This is a genomic window from Neobacillus sp. plas4 (assembly GCF_057221695.1).
Genome location: NZ_CM170152.1, coordinates 5,739,529 through 5,757,224, shown reverse-complemented (window position 1 = coordinate 5,757,224; position 17,696 = coordinate 5,739,529). Strand labels below are relative to the sequence as shown.

The window sequence follows — 17,696 nt, the reverse complement described above, 5'->3', positions numbered from 1 at the left end:
CGAATCTTATAATTGGAAGTTGATTAAATGCTAAATAAAAAACATGCTATTGTACTTGTGGCTGGTCAATCGAATGCGGTTGGGTATGATGAAAGTCCTGTTGAATACAGATTTTCCTATCGTCCTAATAAAAGAGTAAAACAGTTAGGATTTAAAGGGACAAATAATCTAAAAATAGTTGATTTATCACATTGTGCAGAAAGTTATCAAGATATGATACCTTTTACAAATCCTGCAAGTCTGACTAGAGATGGAACGAAAGGGATCCATTTACCACTAGCAAATGAATTAATAAAACATATACCGAGTGATTATGATTTACTCATCATTTCTTGTGCTTTTGGTGGTACAGGTTTTACGACCGGTGTCGAAGGTACTTATGATGCTGCAGCAATGAAACCAATGAATGGTCCCGGACATGGTGGTATTAAATGGGGGCAAACCTCGCCATATTACCTTGCTATGCGTGATAGATTAAAATTTGCTTTAGATTTAAATAATGAAAATGTTTTTTTAGGTACTGTTTGGATACAAGGTGAACAAGATCATGCTAATCCATCGACCCACTATACAGAGTTTCAGAATATGACGACTGCTTTTTTTCACTTTTTCAATACAAACGGATACTCCAACAGGGTCAAAAATGGTACCTTTGATAAGGATATTTGGTACAACGTCGAACAACAGCATACTGGTATACCACCTTTGCAGGATGTGTGACCATTTGGAATAACTATCGTATGTGGAATCCGACTACGTATGTTCCAGTAGCACGGGAGACAGAAACAAACTTGGTGAATGGAACAGGTTCGACTTCTTCAACAAAAGCCGCACACTTTGGAAATAATGCTTATGAAAAGGTGATTGCCCCGAATATTGTTAAGACCATGGGAACGGTTCTTTTAGGGGACTAAGCCAAGGGGACGGTTCTGGTGGCTTTTTTCAAGATTTACCGATTATGAAGAACCCTGAGAACCGTCCCTAGGGTATGAATGAATCTTTAAAGAAGGATTGATAATGGAGATGGATAAACGAGATCTTGTTCAATATTTTATTGTAAATCAAGAATTGAATATGTCGAAGGGGAAAACAGCTTCACAAGTGGCTCATGCTGCAACTGTAAGTACTATTAACATGTTGTCCTCACATTCCCCTTTTCATGATAGGCATGATGATTTCGTGGAATGGGTACAGAGTGGAATGAAGAAAATAGTACTAAAAGGTAATCAAACCGAGCTTGAAAAGTTAGAAAAAAGAGGATTTTTCAGTATTCGTGATAGTGGCTTAACTGAGATTAAGTCGGGTTCTTTGACTGTTATTGCACTTCCCCCGATGGTAAAATCTGAAGCCAAGGAAATCGTCGGACACTTAACTCTCCTTAAAAACTAGAATCATGGGGACGGTTCTAATGGCTTCCACTGTTCAATCTTACGTATTATGAAACCACGAGAACCGTCCCCATGGTACGAGAACCGTCCCCATGGTACTCCACTCCAGTAAAGCGTAAACTACTGAATATCCAAGTGCTTTTTAACCGTCTCAGACAGCTTTGTTCGTTCTTCCTCAGGGATAATGTAGTAGTAGACACCATTTTCTTCCTTGCCGCTTCCGTTTATTTGGATTTGTTCAAGGTTGTGCCGTGTTTCGGCATAGTTTGCCTGAATTTCTTTCATTTCCTCAAACGTTAAATTTGTTTTTACATTATCGCCAATTACCTCTAATATGCTTCCATAGTTTGTAAGAGTTTCGATTTGTACCGCTTCTTTGATGAAAGCTTGAATGATTTTACGCTGGCGTTCTTGTCGGCCAATGTCACCCTGTGGGTCAAAAGCACGCATACGAGAATACTTCAGTGCTTCTTTACCGTTCAATTCCAGTTGTCCGACAGGGAAGTCTGTACCTTCATAGGAAAAGTCCAGTGTGTTATCCACGGTCACACCGCCAACAGCATCTACAAGATCCTTAAAACCATCCATATTTACTTCCACGTAGTAGTCAATCGGGACATCTAGAAAATTTTCAATGGTTTTAATGGACATATCAACTCCGCCGTATGTATACGAATGATTGATTTTATCCTTTATTCCCTTGCCGATAATTTCGGTGTATGTATCACGAGGAATGCTTACCATTTGAATAGATTTATATCTTGGGTTTGCCGTTAATAGAATTAATGAGTCCGGACGCCCGCGGTCTCCCTCACGCTGGTCCACCCCAAATAATAATATGGAAATGGGATCTCTATTTGCTAAATTAACAACACGCTGCTCTGATTCTGAACGTTCCAGTGGTTCATGTGTTTTTTGGAGTGTGCCGGCAACAGAGTTATATACGGAAAATCCGTATGCGCCTGCACCTATAATAAGAAGGAAAACGACTCCAAGTGTTATTTTTATGCCCAGCTTCCTTTTTTTAGGGGGCGGGGATACGTGTTCCTGTTCCATTCAAACACTTCCTTTTCAGTAATCTTGTTTTATTTTAGCATCTAAAAAAAACTACAGGTATTCGACAAAATAACTAGAGAAGCGACAAAATGACAATAATCCTCCTTGATTAGTAGAAAATACCTATGCAGGAGAACCCTTTTTATTATCAAAACATTTCTGCCATATTAAAGATATATTACAAAACATTATATTTTACTCAAACAGCGGCTGTGGCCCACTTGAATTACCCTATTAAGCAATAAAAAGGGAAAAGAACTATGTAAATTGGTAAATAAATATATATATTTAGGTCCTTATACAGGGAAGATTCCTTTGAAGTGGTGATGTGGGTGAAAATTAGATAGAATAGCTTATTTCTTCTTGTAAATCCTCTTGTTACTCTTGTAATGGATAAGAATGCTGGTAGAATTTACGGGTTTGGTTATCTGCGGTTCCTTTCAAACTTGAAAACTACGTTATCATTGTGAAATTATGAACAAAATAGTTTGCTTAAATAGCGAATAAGAAGATCCTAATAGGTCGTTCTTATACAAGATAAAAAATGATATGAGGGAGGTAACAAAGTGAGAAATAGGATCTTCCGTAGCCGAAGTAAAAATAATAAAACACATTTGCACATTGAACCCGGCCAAAAAGATTTTATTTTTGAAAGTGAATCGAGTAAACGGTGGAATCTGCTGATTATTTTCTTTGCTCTTATAGCTATTCTATTCTGTCTGGCGATCTTTTTTTCTGGTTTAGGTCTTTATGCTAATCCACATCTTCCTGAATTGGAGACAAAAGAAACGGATGAATTCTCACACATTAGTCCATCTGAAACCATGACTTCCCGGCAGGTTGCCTCTGCAAATACCGATACGAATGAAAAGTTTCTCCAACAGGAAGTTGCCTATAAGGATGATGTTTTCGCATTCTATGTGAATTGGGACAGCAACAGTAAACAATCGTTAAAGGAAAATATTGATACAATCGATGTTCTAATCCCGCAATGGTTAAGTTTAAATGCTGATCTGGAACTTGAAAGCGATATTCAGCCGGAAATAGTAGAGCTCGCCAAAAAGAATGATGTTAAGATTGTACCTTTAATTCATAACATACAAAATGGCAAGTGGAATCAGGAGACAGTTCATCAACTTTTAAATTCTCCTGATGAAAAAGCGAAATTAATTAAAAAACTGCATGAACTAATAAAACAGCAGGGCTTTGATGGGATCAATATTGACTTTGAGAATCTAAACAAGAATGACCGGGATTTATTGACCCAGTTTATAAAGGAGCTGTACACGGTTTTTCATGCTGACGGTCTCTCTGTTTCCATTGATGTACCGGCTGCCAGTGAGGCGTTTGATTACAAAGAGCTGGAAAAGTACGTTGATCAGATGATTGTGATGGCCTACGATGAGAATGTGGACAATCCAGGCACCATTGCTTCTTCATCCTGGTTTAAAGAGATTCTCTCAAAATTATCTAAGGAAAAGCTGATCGTTGCGCTTGGGAGTTATGGATATGACTGGGAATGGGAAAGCCAGCAGCCGGGAGAAGTCGTTTCCTTTGATGACGTCACAAGACTGGCCGAAAAAGCCAACTTGAACATCCAATGGGATGATATGAGCCAAACTCCTTATCTTAAATATATGGAGAACAACAAAGTGCATGAAATATGGTTCCTGGACAGTGCAACCTTCTACAACCAATTGAAAATGTCTGCGGAGGCTGGAGCGCAGGGAATTGCACTCTGGAGACTCGGATCGGAGGATCCATCTGTTTGGGATATTCTTAAAGGTCATAAAACGGAAGAATTGCTTACTGTCAAGAATGGAGGAAATATTTACAGTACAGGAGAAGGGAATATTTACCGGGCAAAAGAGAGTTCGAAAGAGGGGGAACGCAGCCTTCAGTTTGATGACTCTGGCTTTATTACGAGTGAAACCTATGTGGCCAACCCAGTATCATCCGAGTTTGAGCGTTTAAGCCAACCTCGGGAAAAAGAGATTGTCCTAACCTTTGATGATGGACCCGATCCTAAATATACGGAAAGTATATTGGCGATTCTGAAACAATACCAGGTTAAGGCTTCGTTCTTTGTCATTGGCAATAAGGCAATCCACAATCAGGATATTGTTGAACGAATTTATCGGGATGGCCATGAGATTGGTAATCATACGTTTTCCCATCCAAAAACAAATGAAATATCCGATAAGGAGTTAAAGCTTGAGCTAAATAGTACTCAACGTATCATTCAAGGAATTACTGGACGTACTACCTCATTGTATCGGTCCCCATATGGAGATGAAGAGGCAAAGTATATGCCAGCACATTTTCAAAGATTACTGGATGTGACCCAAATGGGGTACGTCACCGTCAATTATGATATTGATTCAAAAGACTGGAAGCTGCGTGATAGTGAGGCCATTGTTGAGAATACTTTGAGCCAGGCATCAAGCGGCGATATTATTTTACTTCACGACGGCGGCGGAGATAGGCAGGCGACCGTTGAGGCACTGCCTCAAATCATCGAACAGTTACAGAATAAAGGATATAAATTTGTATCGGTCAGCGATCTAATGGATAAAGGCAAAAGTACTATCATGCCCCCTGTCAAAGAGGTGGAAAATCCGATTGTACATAGCTTCAAAGTGCTGCTGTTCAATATAGCAAACTTTAAAGAGAGTATTTCCATTTTGCTTTACAGTGTGATGTTCATTTTGGCTTTACGCATTTTGATTCTGGGCAGTTTAGCATTTAAACATAAAAAACATGCAAGTCATCCGTTGAGGCAGTCTACACCATTTGTAAGTGTCATTATCGCGGCCTACAATGAAGAGAAGGTTATAAGCAGGACCATCGAGTCAATCCTGAAAAGCGATTATCCAAACCTAGAAGTCATTGTTGTCGATGATGGTTCCAAAGACCAAACTTCCTTGGTAGTATCCCGAGATTACGAAGCTAATAAAAAGGTACTTCTTTTCCACAAGAAGAACGGGGGAAAAGCTTCAGCCATCAATCTGGGAGTCAGGAAGGCAAAGGGGGACATTCTTGTTGCGATTGATGCAGACACCATTGTTCCTCCTGATTCGATTTCGATGCTTATTCGGCACTTTGCTGATGAAAATATTGCGGCGGTATCTGGAAATGTGAGAGTAGGGAACAGGAAAAACCTGTTAACTTCCTGGCAGCATATTGAGTATGTAACTGGATTTAACTTCGAGAAGCGTGCCTTTGCCTCTCTTAATTGTGTCCCAGTCGTCCCGGGGGCTTTGGGGGCGTGGCGCAAACAGGTGGTTGAAGAGCTAGGATATTTTACCGATGATACTCTTGCAGAAGATACTGACATGACATTAAAAATCCTCCGCCAAGGCTATAAAGTTGTGATTGATGAACAGGCCTATGCCTATACGGAGGCTCCGGAGACGATTAGAGATTTCCTAAAACAGCGGTTCAGATGGACTTTTGGAACTTTACAATGTTTTTGGAAGCATAAGAAATTGTTTGGGGGAGTAAAGCATAAATCCCTTGGGTTCATTGCCCTCCCTAATATGCTTCTATTTCAATTTATTGTTCCTTTCCATGCTCCGCTTTTAGATTTATTGTTTATTTTAGGAATTCTGGCAGGGGATGCCAAAAAATCATTATTGATTTTTGCCAGTTACTTTGTGGTCGATTTCCTTATTTGCTTAGTTGCTTTTAGGATGGAGAAGTTAAGCTTTAAACCTCTCATTTCCCTGTTCCTGCAAAGAATCTTCTACCGCTACTTATTGCTATGGGTAACGTGGAAATCTATTTTTGCTGCCCTAAAAGGAACCCGGGTCGGTTGGGGGAAATTAAAGCGGGCAGGAAATCTGACGGTAGAGCAAGGATTAAAGATGGAACGCACCAGCTGAATATTCACAGAGGTAGAAATCAAACTCGAGGATATACTTACTAAGCTTAATAATAAAGATGAAAATGAACTTGTTATTGAAGTTATTGAGGTAATGAACAGATTAGATATTAGTTTTTACGAATAGTTTCAACAACTATGTATATTTAAGGCCGGATCGGTGAACCCCGGCCTTCTGTTCTATTAAAAAATCCTATTCTAACAAATGGTATAAATACAATATGTGCTGCCAATCATAAAATATGACTTCACCAGCCAAAGGACCATGGGGACGGTTCTAATGGCTTTTTATTAGTGGCATTAGGAAATACATGGACACTGTAAATAATTAAAACAAGCAGACAACTGCTTGTAACCTGTACAAGCTGTACTTGGACCATCCATTAGCTAGTTTAGTTGAATAACAATAAAGTCTGTCTCCTGAAAAACCTGTTCTGCTAAAGTCCGCAATAGTTTAATAAAAAGTATTAAAGCTTCAACTTTAAACCTTCATGCGTCGCTTTAAAACCTAACCGTTCATAAAATCTTAACGCATCCGGTCTTTTTTTATCAGTTGTCAGTTGTACTAAATGACAACCACGTTCTTCTGCACGTTGAATTGCCCATTTTACAAGTTCAGTACCTATACCCTTACCTCTTACAGAAGCTGATGTTCTCACTCCTTCGATAGTAGCTCTCCATCCACCTTGATGTGTCATATATGGTGTAAAAGTAATTTGTTGTACCCCAATTACTACATTACCGTCACAAGCCACTACTAACTCGTTATTAGGGTCAGATGTTATAGCCTCAAATGCTTTTATGTAACTATTAGGAAGTGGATCCTCATAACGCTCACGTTTACTTCCCAAAACATCATCAGCAAGCATTGCAACAATACTATCTAAATCTTTTTCAGTAGCCATTCTAAACCTTATTTCTGCCTCCAATCAAATCCCCCTCTTGCTGGAAAAAGAAAAGCTGACAATATGACAGCTCCGATCTTTAACTCTTGACTCCGTTACCTTAATTAGGATTTTATTCAATTGATACCTCTACTTATTCCATTTAACATGCTTTGTTTGCTAAATAAGGAAGGCTGCCAATAGATGACAGCTAGAACTTCAACTTCTTCAGCGCCTTTAGGTGATTTGATTCCTTTCAAAAAATTCATAAAGGATCAAGTAATTCTTCTCATTAATTAAGTACATATATAGTACTACTATGCAGAACTATCGGGTTTTAAAGGATGGTGAGGAGGAAGAGGGAGGTCACCATGATGAACTACTATGAAGTCATCATGTCGGAAGAACATCGTCGGTTCTGCCTCAGACAGTGAATTGCCACCATCAGATGAAAAACCACCTGTGACACACACTTGAATCAAATCTCTTGATTTATCTACGTTTCCACTAACAGTAACAATCAATATGTGTGGGGCGTTTGACAACGTATTACTGTTGCTAATTGGCATGGGAGGGAAAACTGAATGAGAGAGCATAACTGCTGAATTTGGTTCCACTCTGATTGAAGCTGGTGGATGTAACGGAATACAAGGTGACTGAGGCTGATTCGGATGAGTGAAAACATGCTCCATCTTTACTGTTGCCGTTAACCTTCGATTACTCGAATTTGTAAAGCATATAAAAAAGAAATTTACAGGATTTCCGTTGCATGTATGATTGGGAACCAGAAATGGTCCCGTACATAATGTGGCCATATTAAACACAACCTTTTAAAAGAATTCTCCAATATAATATATTAAATGAAAAAATCGTAATTTTGATAGGGACAAGTTTAGTAGTTAAATGGCACATTTATTATTAGTCATCTTTTGTTCGTGTGTGTATTACAAAAGGCACCAAGGGTACCATGGGGAAGGTTCTGGTGGTCACACTGACCTCAAAAAGAGCCAGGAGAACCGTAATCTTTTCGGAGAGCGGTCATTTAAATAATTTTATTGAAGAAGGAATTGAGGACATTTATAGAGAAAGATTTCTTACTACTATTATATGAGGAGGGAAATTATGGATGTTGAAAAATATATTGGAGCCAGTGCGGGCCTGCGGAAATTGGAATACAATTGGAGAGACATTGCCCTTTATGCACTTGCAGTAGGTGCACGTAAAGAAGATCTAAACTACTATTATGAAAAAAACATGAAGGTAATTCCAACATACGGAGCAATTCCTTATTGGAACGCAGTTAATACTACACCTCAAAGACCAACTCCATATCCAGCATCCCTTATTGTCATCGAAGCATTACAAAGGGAATTAGGCATATCGCCAGGCTTCCTTCACATGGAGCATGAATTAATCATGCATAAACCCATTGATCCAATTAAAGGTTCTCTTGTTTTTGAAGATAGGATAACCAATATCTATGATCGTGGGAAGGATAAGGGCATTATTGTAAAAACGCAATTGCCGGTTTACGATGAAGCTGGAAATCTGATTTGCACGAACAATTCCAGCACTGTCATTTTTGCTAAGGGAGGCTTTGGCGGAGAAAAACCTCCTAAGAGTATGGTCGTAATTCCTGAAACTGAACCAGATTATGTTGTTTCTGATCATATCAGCGAGATTCAGAACGTTCTTTATCGTCTTACAGGAGATACCAATCATATACATGTAAATCCAGAACTAGCACAAGAAGCAGGCTTTAAGGCTCCTTTTATGCAGGGATTATGTTCGCTGGGATTTGCATGCAGAATGGGTATTGAAGCCATTATTCCAAATGAGCCAGAAAGAATGACTCGAATCTCCGCACAAATGAGAAATATTTGCTACCCAGGCACAAAAGTCCAGTTTGCCGGATGGAAAGCAGATAACGGAGTATACTTTCAGTTGGTAAACTCGGATACTGGTGAAGCCATACTTGACAAGGGGATATTTGAGTATGGGTGACCATGTGTCGTGACCATGGGGACGGTTCTGATGGCTTTTATTCTATACCTCTTCGAGGTTGGCATTAGCTTACCACCGGGACGCTTCGTGCGGTTTAGGTGTGTACCAGAAGAAAACAAGAGTTTTCCTCGACAATAAATTTTCTTAGAAAACAGGTAAAAGTCTAATATTAAAGGGTTTACTGAACGTTTAATCAAACGATTAGTTGGTATAACAACTTGTTGATATTTGTAATAATATGTATTAACTTGGTTTCTATTGCTAGTTTTGAAGACGATTCCTAACAACCACAACTTTTAAACGACAATTTATTTAATTGAAATTAGGGAAAAGTCCATTTAATAATATGGCCTATGAGCTATTTAACCAAACGATTAATTAGTTAAATTGGTTTTAACCAATCGATTGATTAGAATCGTTTAAATGCTGCCATACCTAAGTTTAGCCCTACTTTGTGGGAAGGATATTGTCGAGAAGGGGATCTAGTAAAAAAGGGTAAAAAAGATTTGTGTGCGAATTGTTATAACGAACTCAAATCAGGGGAACTTGAAAATTCTACTTACAACGTTATGGTAATTCCAATATAAAAAAGCCCAACTTCTCTGCAAAATAAAATAGAGAAATTGGGCTTTTCCGTTTCTTGATTTAAATTAGGGGTTTTGCCAAAGTGAAAAAACCTTAATATTAAACTTGCAAGTAATATTGGGATTTAAAAACAGTCTTCATATCCCATTGCAATTAAGTTATTTCGACTCGTAATTAAACAATCATATGGATCTTTCCCATATAATTCATCTTGCTCTACGAAGAAATACTCACTACCACTAGCTAAACCAGTCTCGATAATTTCTTTTATTGGTAAGGTTCCTTCGCCAACTTCAGCAAATTGAGTAATCAGATGTAGCATGTAGTACAGTTTTTGCATGCCTTCCCCAGGATAATTGTCCATATTTATTTCTCCAACACGATAATCCTTTAAGTGAATGGCTCGGATTCGGTTGGCATAACGAGGAATAATGTCTATTGGATTCAACCCTGCTCTCCAAATCCAGTGAACATCCAACTCAAATCCTAGATATTCTGTATTATCACGCATTAAGTCAAGCATAAAATGTCCGTCATAACGGGCAAATTCCATATTATGAGCGTGGTAGTAAAGATCAATTCCTTCTTTTCTTAGTCGTTTTGCATATTCTTCACAAATGGATGCAAACTCTAATGCTTTTTCTTTTGATCCCATATAGTTAACTGGCAACATCCCAATACGCAAAATGGTACAATCAACGGATTTACAATCTTTAACAATTTTATCAAAGTCGTGTTCTAAGGTGTCTCCAGGATATTTTTGCTCCTCAGAAATATCTGCAACACCACAGGACATGGCAGCAATTTTCATATTAAAATCACTCATGGCCCTTCTCATCTCTTGTATATTCTCTTCAGTCATAGCTATTTGTGAAACCTCAACGGCATTGTAGCCAATTTCATAGAGTCTTTTTAAAACATTATAAATCCCAAATTCAGCTACTTGATCTTTCAACATCATCATTTGCACACCAATTTGGCCTTTTTTCATCCTCTTTTCACCTCAAAATAATTTTAATGTTACAGTCAGGGCAGGAGACGGTGGTGGTTTGTGATTAATTTGTTTATTTAACTAATTAAGTTTATATACTAGTAGACTATCAGCATAAATAAATGCTGTCAATTTAGTAATGAAAGCGGTTAAATGTTACGAGAAGACCGTGGGGACGGTTCTGTCGGTTTTTTTATTGGTGGTGTCAGCGATCACACAATGTGGCTGAAGTAATTGTTGAACCAATTTAGATTTGTGGGATACCTACCCATAATCGGACCATGAGAACCGTCCCTGCGGCATTCAGCGACATTTCACTCTCATTATTAATACTATATAAATTTTGAAAAGGCAGCCAAAGTGGGTGTTTTCTTTTTTTTACATATTACAAAAAAATCTGGCTCAAGGCACCAGCAGAGCTCAACTATTTTGGGTTCAAAAACCATAAATACTTATATTAAATAACCGACATTTTTTTCGCTTCTATTTAGAGAGAAAGACTTATTTAACAGGATTTAAGCCATTTTTACATAAACGATTGGTTAGTTTATTTTTTGACTAATCAAACGCTTGATTGAATTCATGATAATCGTTGTTACTAGTAGGATTTGATAGATGGGAGTGGAGAAAATTTTGTCGACCTGAAAGGGACAATTCATGTCATCCGTAAACCTTTCAAAATAAGGCAGAAGTACCTTTCCATGTATTCTACGTTTTTAATATTCAGTATATTTATGAGATGGTGTATAATCGGAATTATTATACTAATAGAAGAATACTTCATGGCAAGGGGGGCTTTCTAATTTATCACTTAGCAAGGAAAGTCATAGATTTATTTATGAATCGGAGGTTTTTTACGAAAATCTTTTTATCCATTTGTCTTGTTTCTTTTACAGGGATTTTTGGACTTGCCTACTATTATCAAGAATATTATCGAAGTGTCTTGATTAACAATGAAATGGATAGTGTGAAACGATCGATTAATCAAGCTAATTTGAATCTTGATAATCAAATTAAAAGGATTGTAAATGATATTAATTATTTCTTTTATTACTCCCATAATGGAGCTGATTATTTTGATAGCCAAAATCGTTCAGAAGTACAAAGCACGTTAGAGTCTTTTCGTTTACAGTATTCCGACCAAGTAGAATCTGCTTTCATTTTGGTTAAAGACCACAACGTCAATGGCAAGGAGGTATTAATCTATGATCAAAGTTTAGATCTAGTTAACGGAATCGACTATCAAACACAAACTTGGTATAAAAATTTTGTCCAAAAAAAATCGTCATTATGGTTAAATCCTTCAACTGATCACCTTTTCTATCAGGATCGTTCATTAAACACCATTTATCTAACGCTTACACAGTTTGATGTACAAGGCCATGATATCATTTTTGTGGTTCGATTAAATGGAAAGTTGTTTAGTGACTACTATCGGCTGCTGGCTTCTTCGGATGTTACGATTACACTCACTGACGATGATGGAAATGTGATTTATACGTCTATCGCTTCAGCTACTGAGGGGAATGAAGATAGATTTATAAAAATGGACTTTGTCTTGGATTATAGCCATTTTCAAGTGAAGACCTTTATCGGCGAGCAATCGATTGAAGCACAGGTATCCAAAAATCTGCTCTTTGATCGACACTTTCTAGTTTTCCTGATCCTGATTACGCTTGGTATTTCCTTCTTGCTTTCTATGACTCTCGTTCTTCCTATAAAAAAACTAGTTCTACTGATGGAGAAGGTTGAGACAGGAGACATGGATGTCCGTTTTGATGGTAAATATAAGGATGAAATCGGGGTGCTAGGTAGGAACTTCAATAAAATGATTGCCAACCTATCCGCTTTGATCGACAAAGTCTATGTGGCCAAAATGGAAAAGGTCCAAATGGAAGTGAAGCAAAAGGAAGCGAAGATTCTTGCGTTACAGAATCAGATTAATCCACATTTTCTCTATAATACCCTGGAGGTCATAAACTGCCAGGCGATTATCAATGAAGTACCAGGCATCAGTAGGATGACCAGTGCATTAGCGGACTTTTTTCGCTACCCAGTTGAAAATCATAGGATTGAAGTAAAGGTACAAATGGAGCTTGAATATGTAAAGACGTACCTGGAAATTCAACATGAACGTTATCCGGATATTGAAATTATAATGGATAACTTGGAGTCTTTCCTTGATCTGCCGATTGTAAAACTAACCCTTCAGCCGATTGTTGAAAACGCCTACAAGCATGCCTTTTCCGAGGAACGAGACTTCTTCCTTCAGATCTCTGGGGAGATGTTTCGTGACCATTATATCATCAACATTGAGGATAACGGAATCGGTATGAATGAGGAAAAGATTCAGCAAATGAATCAGCTCTTTGATAGGGATGATCAATCTCTTTCACAAAATAATCGTGGCGGGAGCGGTGGATTAGGTTTACTGAATGTCCATCAACGAATCCGGTTACGATATGGAGTGCCTTTTGGTTTAAGCATTTGTGAGTCCATGTACGGAGGAGTGCTAGTTTCTATACGATTACCATTGGAGGGGGGAAAAGAGTGAGAATCCTAGTTATTGATGATGAGGTTGTCATTCGGAAAGGACTTATAAAACTATTGGGGATGATCGCGTTCAATGATCTTATCATTGAGGAAGCAAAAAATGGGGAAGAAGCTCTTCAAAAAATGAAGATGAATAAACCAGATTTATTGGTAACGGATATCCATATGCCTGTCTTAAATGGATTGGATTTTATTGACCGTGTAAGAGAAACCTATTCTGATATTGAAATTGTGATTTTGACTGGTTTTGCAGAGTTTGAATATGTACAAAGGGCATTGCGGAATTCTGTAACTGACTATTTATTAAAACCCATTTCTCAACAAAAATTAGAGGAGGTTATTTCAAGAATTCTTTTGAAAGACCCTGCAAGGTGGATAAGCAAGATTGATATGAATGACGTTAGAAAAATAAAAGAAACCGCACAAAATTTAGCCAAAAGTGCCATTGCTGAAAACAAAATCGAATTGGAACATACGTTTAAAGAATGGCAGGAGTATTGCGAGGAATCTGGATTTTCTTTACATGAAATTAAACGTCTGATGGGGCAAATGCAGCTTTTCTATCAATCTGAATTTTATCAAACCTTAAATTATTATCCTTCCAGCTTCTTATCATCTATCAACCAGAAAGCAACAACGAGTAATCAATTATTTGATCTTTGGTTTAAAAGCTTACTCGAGCACATGGAGTTTATATCCGAGCAAAAGTCTCCTAAGAATAAGAGAATTGTAGAAGAGGTTCTTCACTATATCAGTGAAAACTTTCATGATCCGAATCTTTCTATTAAAAAAATCGCAGACCATTGCGGTGTTACCACAGCCTATCTAAGCACCATTTATAGGAAAGTGATGAAACAGCCTCTTACACAGTACATTATTGAATATCGATTAGAACAGGCCAAGGAAAGATTAAAGGCAGATTATAAGACGAAGATTAACTTGATTGCGGAAGAGTGCGGGTTCGGTGACTATCCTTACTTTTCAAAGATTTTCAAGAAGAATATTGGGATTTCACCATTAGAATACAGAGAAAAAGTGACGTAATTTTTCCAAGACCTTCCTTCGAAGGTTTTTTTATTTCGTTTTTTTAAAGACAAGGAAAAGCGTTTTAGTACATTTTCTAAAGCGGTTTCATTCATTACTATAAAACTATGAAGTAATAGAGTTAATTGTAAATCATCTAGATGAAAAGGAAAGGAATGAGGCTAATGGCAAGAAGGTGCTCGTTTGTTGTATTCGCTTTTATGATGGTTTTTCTATTAGCAGCATGTGCCGGAAATACGGAGAATTCTTCTTCAGAAAAAAAGGATTCAGGTATATCAGAAGGTGAAACAAAAACCATGCAATCTTGGGGTGAAACCATTAAAGAGAAGTATGGCGGTACGGAGATTAATTTGGCTTTTGCAAGTCACCCTTCAACTGATTCATTTGAAAAAATGACGAAGGATTTTGAAGAGTTAACAGGAATCAAAGTGAAATGGGAAGTCATGGAGGAAACATACTTAAAGAATAAACAACTGCTTGATTACACGGGGAAAAGTGGCAGATATGATGTGCTGATGGTAGATGGCTTCTGGATGAACGAGTATGGAGCAAAGAAAATTGTTGAGCCATTGGATCCGTATCTTCAGGATAAGGCAATTACCCCGGAATGGTTCGATTATGAAGATATTGTTCCTGCCTACCGGAATGGAATTAGCCAATATGATGGAAAAACCTATGGAATCCCAACGGCGGGTGAAACCCGATTCATTGCTTACCGAAAAGATTTATTTGAGAAATATGATAAGCAGCCGCCAGAAACCATGGAGGAGTTTCTTGAATTAGCCCAATTCTTTAATGGAAAAGAAAAGGATTTATATGGTGTTTCCATGCGTGCCCAACGTGGGATTCATGCCGCTTCAGGGTTAATGACCATTATGTACAATTTTGGTGGCGGTTTCATTGATCCTAAATCAGAAAAGGTGACGATTTCTGATCCAAAGACCGTTGAAGCAATTGAGTTTTATGTAGATCTTCTAAAGAATGCTCCGAAAGATGTTGGAACCTATACACATGAGGAAGCACTCTCAGCCTTTACTTCTGGCAGAGCCGCGATGTGGCTGGATGCGACAGCATTGGCGAACCGTATTTTAGATCCGAATAGTTCTGAAGTCTATGACAAAGTTGGATTTGCTCCAACCCCTGAAGGACCTGGCGGAAGAGCGAGCGCGCTTGCGGGGTGGAATATGTCGCTATCCTCACTATCAAAAAATAAAGATGCCGCGTGGGCCTTTATTATCTATATGAACAGCAAGGAAAAAGCAAAAGAATATGTAAGCAATGGCGGTATTCCTGTTCGAACATCTGTTTATGAAGATGAGGAATTGACAGCTGAAAACAGTTCTTTCCCTGTTCAACTTCAAGCCTTAGAGGATGCGAATGTCCTAGTTGAAAAAGGAATATCATGGATTCCTCAAAATGAAAGATTAGGGCAAGCACTAGATAGGATTGGATATTTTATTAGCTCTGCTTTAGAAGGATCGTTGACTGCGGAAGAAGCAGCAGAACAAGCACAAAAGGAAATGGAAGATATTGTAGGAAAATAAAGGACGAAAAGGTGTTAAACGCTTGTAATCCTTTCAGCTACAGAAGGAGGTGGAAATTTGATTCGCACTTATTTCAAGAAAAATCCACATACCGTTTATATATGGCCGGCAATTATCATCTTGGGAGGTCTATCAATTGTTCCATCCCTGTTCTTATGGATTTTAAGTCTGACAGATTATGAATTGGGATATACCGATTTTAATTTTGTTGGGATAGAAAACTTTACCCGTCTCTTTACTGGCGGCGATACGGAGTTTTGGTTTTCTTTGTGGATAAGCTTGTTTTTTATGGTGATTGTCACGCTCGTTGAACTGCTTCTTGGATTTTGGATTGCCACGTTACTCGACAGAGATTTTAAGTTGAAGTTTCTAGTATTCTCTTGTCTGATTGTTCCAATCGCCATGACGCCTAGTATCACCGGGCAAATTTGGAAGCTAATGCTGAATGCGGAATATGGAGTCATCAACTATTTCCTTCAATTTTTTGGCGAAAAAGTAATCTGGCTTTCAACAGAGAATGCTTTTCTATCAACGATCCTTGTTGATATCTGGCAGAATACACCCTTTATGGCATTAATTATTTATGCAGGAATCCGTTCCCTTCCTACCGACCCATTTGAGGCAGCGGCGATCGATGGAGCGAGTAAGATTCAAGCCTTTTATCATATTTCGTTGCCATTATTATGGCCTGTCATCATTTTAGCAGTGATATTCCGTGCGATTGATGCCTTAAAAACATTTGATATCCCGTTTTCCCTTACGCAAGGCGGGCCAGGAAACGCAACGGAATTTCTTAGTCTTCATGTGTTTCGATTAGGTTTTGCTCAAACAGGGTGGGTAGGAAGATCAGCAGCAGTGGCGATTATCTTATTAATGTTGACCACGGTCATTAGTATGCTGCTCATTAAGGTGTATAGAAAGGGAGTGGAAAATAAAGAATGAATGCAAACCATTCCAAACTAGGTTTTCCTAGAGCAGCTCTCCTGACGATTATTTGTTTGGTTTCTGTATTCCCTTTACTATGGATGCTGCTTCTGAGTGTAAAAACGAAAACCTTGACCTATGATCCGAGTACATGGATTTTTATCCCAACCTTTGAAAACTACAAGGCCATTTTTCAGGAACGGGATGTTATCAATTATTTTAAAAACAGTTTTATTATCATCATTTTTACTACTGTTATCTCTATCTTTATTGGGAGTTTAGCAGCTTATGGTTTTGCTAGATTTAATTTTAAAAAGAAGGAGAATTTGGCTTTTTGGGTGTTAAGTATGAGAATGCTGCCCCCAATGGCTTCCGTCATTCCTTTCTTTATCATGGCAAGCCTGCTTGGGATGCTCGATACCCATTTGGTTTTAATCATTTCTTATATGCTGTTTAATATTCCTTTTACCATTTGGATGATGCGTGGATTTTTTGAAGAGATACCAGTCGCGCTGGAAGAGGCAGCTTTTGTAGATGGCGCTTCACGATTTCAAGTATTTACGAAGATTATTCTGCCATTAGCCATTCCAGGACTTATTGCGACTGCTATCTTCTGTATCATCAATTCTTGGAATGAATTTGTCTTTGCGTTATTTCTAACCAGTGCGAATGCCAGCACCCTTCCAACCACCGTTACGTTATTTTTATCGGTCAGCGGAGTTGTTTGGGGAGAGATGTCTGCGATTGGTGTTGTTACCGTATTGCCTGTTCTGATCTTCGCCATGATTGTTCAGAAGTATATGATTCGCGGATTGACCTTTGGCGGAGTGAAATGACAAA

14 protein-coding genes are annotated in these 17,696 nt (G+C 38.2%); 10 read left to right on the top strand and 4 right to left on the bottom strand.

Annotated elements, in window-relative coordinates:
* Positions 1-27: 27 nt before the first annotated feature.
* The 3 genes from AC2TFD_RS28655 (at position 28) to AC2TFD_RS28645 (ending at position 1,389) form a co-directional block, all read left to right on the top strand.
* Positions 28-720: a hypothetical protein gene (locus AC2TFD_RS28655; protein ID WP_484674533.1), complete on the top strand. Its 693-nt coding sequence runs from the start codon at positions 28-30 to the stop codon at positions 718-720.
* A gap of 20 nt (positions 721-740) precedes the next feature.
* The gene (locus tag AC2TFD_RS28650; RefSeq protein ID WP_484674532.1) at positions 741-914 is read left to right on the top strand and encodes a hypothetical protein; all 174 of its coding nucleotides are present in this window, start codon (positions 741-743) and stop codon (positions 912-914) included.
* A 103-nt stretch (positions 915-1,017) separates the two neighbouring features.
* Positions 1,018-1,389 (top strand): aminoacyl-tRNA hydrolase, encoded by a 372-nt coding sequence (locus tag AC2TFD_RS28645; protein ID WP_484674531.1) that lies wholly within the window; start codon positions 1,018-1,020, stop codon positions 1,387-1,389.
* 119 nt (positions 1,390-1,508) lie between these two features.
* Here the strand turns inward: AC2TFD_RS28645 and AC2TFD_RS28640 are convergent, their stop codons facing one another.
* The gene (locus AC2TFD_RS28640; RefSeq protein WP_484674530.1) at positions 1,509-2,444 is read right to left on the bottom strand and encodes an LCP family glycopolymer transferase; all 936 of its coding nucleotides are present in this window, start codon (positions 2,442-2,444) and stop codon (positions 1,509-1,511) included.
* A gap of 566 nt (positions 2,445-3,010) precedes the next feature.
* Here AC2TFD_RS28640 and AC2TFD_RS28635 point away from each other — a divergent pair.
* Positions 3,011-6,328, top strand: a complete 3,318-nt coding sequence (locus tag AC2TFD_RS28635; protein ID WP_484674529.1) for a trifunctional glycoside hydrolase family 18/polysaccharide deacetylase/glycosyltransferase family 2 protein — start codon at positions 3,011-3,013, stop codon at positions 6,326-6,328.
* A gap of 466 nt (positions 6,329-6,794) precedes the next feature.
* Here AC2TFD_RS28635 and AC2TFD_RS28630 read toward each other — a convergent pair whose 3' ends face one another.
* Both AC2TFD_RS28630 and AC2TFD_RS28625 read right to left on the bottom strand, forming a co-directional pair.
* Entirely contained in the window at positions 6,795-7,232 is a 438-nt protein-coding gene (locus AC2TFD_RS28630) for a GNAT family N-acetyltransferase (RefSeq protein WP_484676384.1), read from the bottom strand.
* Between the two features lie 296 nt (positions 7,233-7,528).
* Positions 7,529-8,026 carry a hypothetical protein gene (locus AC2TFD_RS28625; RefSeq protein WP_484674528.1) on the bottom strand — a complete coding sequence of 166 codons (498 nt, stop codon included), beginning with the start codon at positions 8,024-8,026 and terminating at the stop codon, positions 7,529-7,531.
* Between the two features lie 307 nt (positions 8,027-8,333).
* Between AC2TFD_RS28625 and AC2TFD_RS28620 the strand changes: the two genes are divergently transcribed.
* Positions 8,334-9,215 (top strand): MaoC/PaaZ C-terminal domain-containing protein, encoded by an 882-nt coding sequence (locus AC2TFD_RS28620; protein ID WP_484674527.1) that lies wholly within the window; start codon positions 8,334-8,336, stop codon positions 9,213-9,215.
* 709 nt (positions 9,216-9,924) lie between these two features.
* Here AC2TFD_RS28620 and AC2TFD_RS28615 read toward each other — a convergent pair.
* Positions 9,925-10,791, bottom strand: coding sequence for a sugar phosphate isomerase/epimerase family protein (locus AC2TFD_RS28615; protein WP_484674526.1), 867 nt, complete (start codon positions 10,789-10,791; stop codon positions 9,925-9,927).
* 838 nt (positions 10,792-11,629) lie between these two features.
* Between AC2TFD_RS28615 and AC2TFD_RS28610 the strand changes: the two genes are divergently transcribed.
* The 5 genes from AC2TFD_RS28610 to AC2TFD_RS28590 all read left to right on the top strand — a co-directional run bounded on the left by AC2TFD_RS28610 (position 11,630) and on the right by AC2TFD_RS28590 (position 17,692).
* The gene (locus tag AC2TFD_RS28610; RefSeq protein ID WP_484674525.1) at positions 11,630-13,345 is read left to right on the top strand and encodes a sensor histidine kinase; all 1,716 of its coding nucleotides are present in this window, start codon (positions 11,630-11,632) and stop codon (positions 13,343-13,345) included.
* Positions 13,342-14,388, top strand: coding sequence for a response regulator transcription factor (locus AC2TFD_RS28605; RefSeq protein ID WP_484674524.1), 1,047 nt, complete (start codon positions 13,342-13,344; stop codon positions 14,386-14,388). Before AC2TFD_RS28610 ends, AC2TFD_RS28605 begins: the two co-directional genes overlap by 4 nt.
* A gap of 164 nt (positions 14,389-14,552) precedes the next feature.
* The gene (locus AC2TFD_RS28600) at positions 14,553-15,932 is read left to right on the top strand and encodes an ABC transporter substrate-binding protein (RefSeq protein WP_484674523.1); all 1,380 of its coding nucleotides are present in this window, start codon (positions 14,553-14,555) and stop codon (positions 15,930-15,932) included.
* 57 nt (positions 15,933-15,989) lie between these two features.
* Positions 15,990-16,874 carry a carbohydrate ABC transporter permease gene (locus tag AC2TFD_RS28595; protein WP_484674522.1) on the top strand — a complete coding sequence of 295 codons (885 nt, stop codon included), beginning with the start codon at positions 15,990-15,992 and terminating at the stop codon, positions 16,872-16,874.
* Positions 16,871-17,692 (top strand): carbohydrate ABC transporter permease, encoded by an 822-nt coding sequence (locus AC2TFD_RS28590; protein ID WP_484674521.1) that lies wholly within the window; start codon positions 16,871-16,873, stop codon positions 17,690-17,692. The genes AC2TFD_RS28595 and AC2TFD_RS28590 overlap by 4 nt, the downstream gene beginning before the upstream one ends.
* The last annotated feature ends 4 nt before the right edge of the window (positions 17,693-17,696 follow it).

What these genes read in the sequence shown, in the direction of transcription:
- AC2TFD_RS28640 (WP_484674530.1), bottom strand. Translation starts at nt 2,444, where the DNA reads ATGGAACAGGAACACGTATCCCCGCCCCCTAAAAAAAGGAAGCTGGGC.
- AC2TFD_RS28610 (WP_484674525.1), top strand. Translation starts at nt 11,630, where the DNA reads ATGAATCGGAGGTTTTTTACGAAAATCTTTTTATCCATTTGTCTTGTT.
- AC2TFD_RS28650 (WP_484674532.1), top strand. Translation starts at nt 741, where the DNA reads ATGTGGAATCCGACTACGTATGTTCCAGTAGCACGGGAGACAGAAACA.
- AC2TFD_RS28645 (WP_484674531.1), top strand. Translation starts at nt 1,018, where the DNA reads ATGGAGATGGATAAACGAGATCTTGTTCAATATTTTATTGTAAATCAA.
- AC2TFD_RS28655 (WP_484674533.1), top strand. Translation starts at nt 28, where the DNA reads ATGCTAAATAAAAAACATGCTATTGTACTTGTGGCTGGTCAATCGAAT.
- AC2TFD_RS28615 (WP_484674526.1), bottom strand. Translation starts at nt 10,791, where the DNA reads ATGAAAAAAGGCCAAATTGGTGTGCAAATGATGATGTTGAAAGATCAA.
- AC2TFD_RS28600 (WP_484674523.1), top strand. Translation starts at nt 14,553, where the DNA reads ATGGCAAGAAGGTGCTCGTTTGTTGTATTCGCTTTTATGATGGTTTTT.
- AC2TFD_RS28590 (WP_484674521.1), top strand. Translation starts at nt 16,871, where the DNA reads ATGAATGCAAACCATTCCAAACTAGGTTTTCCTAGAGCAGCTCTCCTG.
- AC2TFD_RS28625 (WP_484674528.1), bottom strand. Translation starts at nt 8,026, where the DNA reads ATGGCCACATTATGTACGGGACCATTTCTGGTTCCCAATCATACATGC.
- AC2TFD_RS28620 (WP_484674527.1), top strand. Translation starts at nt 8,334, where the DNA reads ATGGATGTTGAAAAATATATTGGAGCCAGTGCGGGCCTGCGGAAATTG.
- AC2TFD_RS28630 (WP_484676384.1), bottom strand. Translation starts at nt 7,232, where the DNA reads ATGGCTACTGAAAAAGATTTAGATAGTATTGTTGCAATGCTTGCTGAT.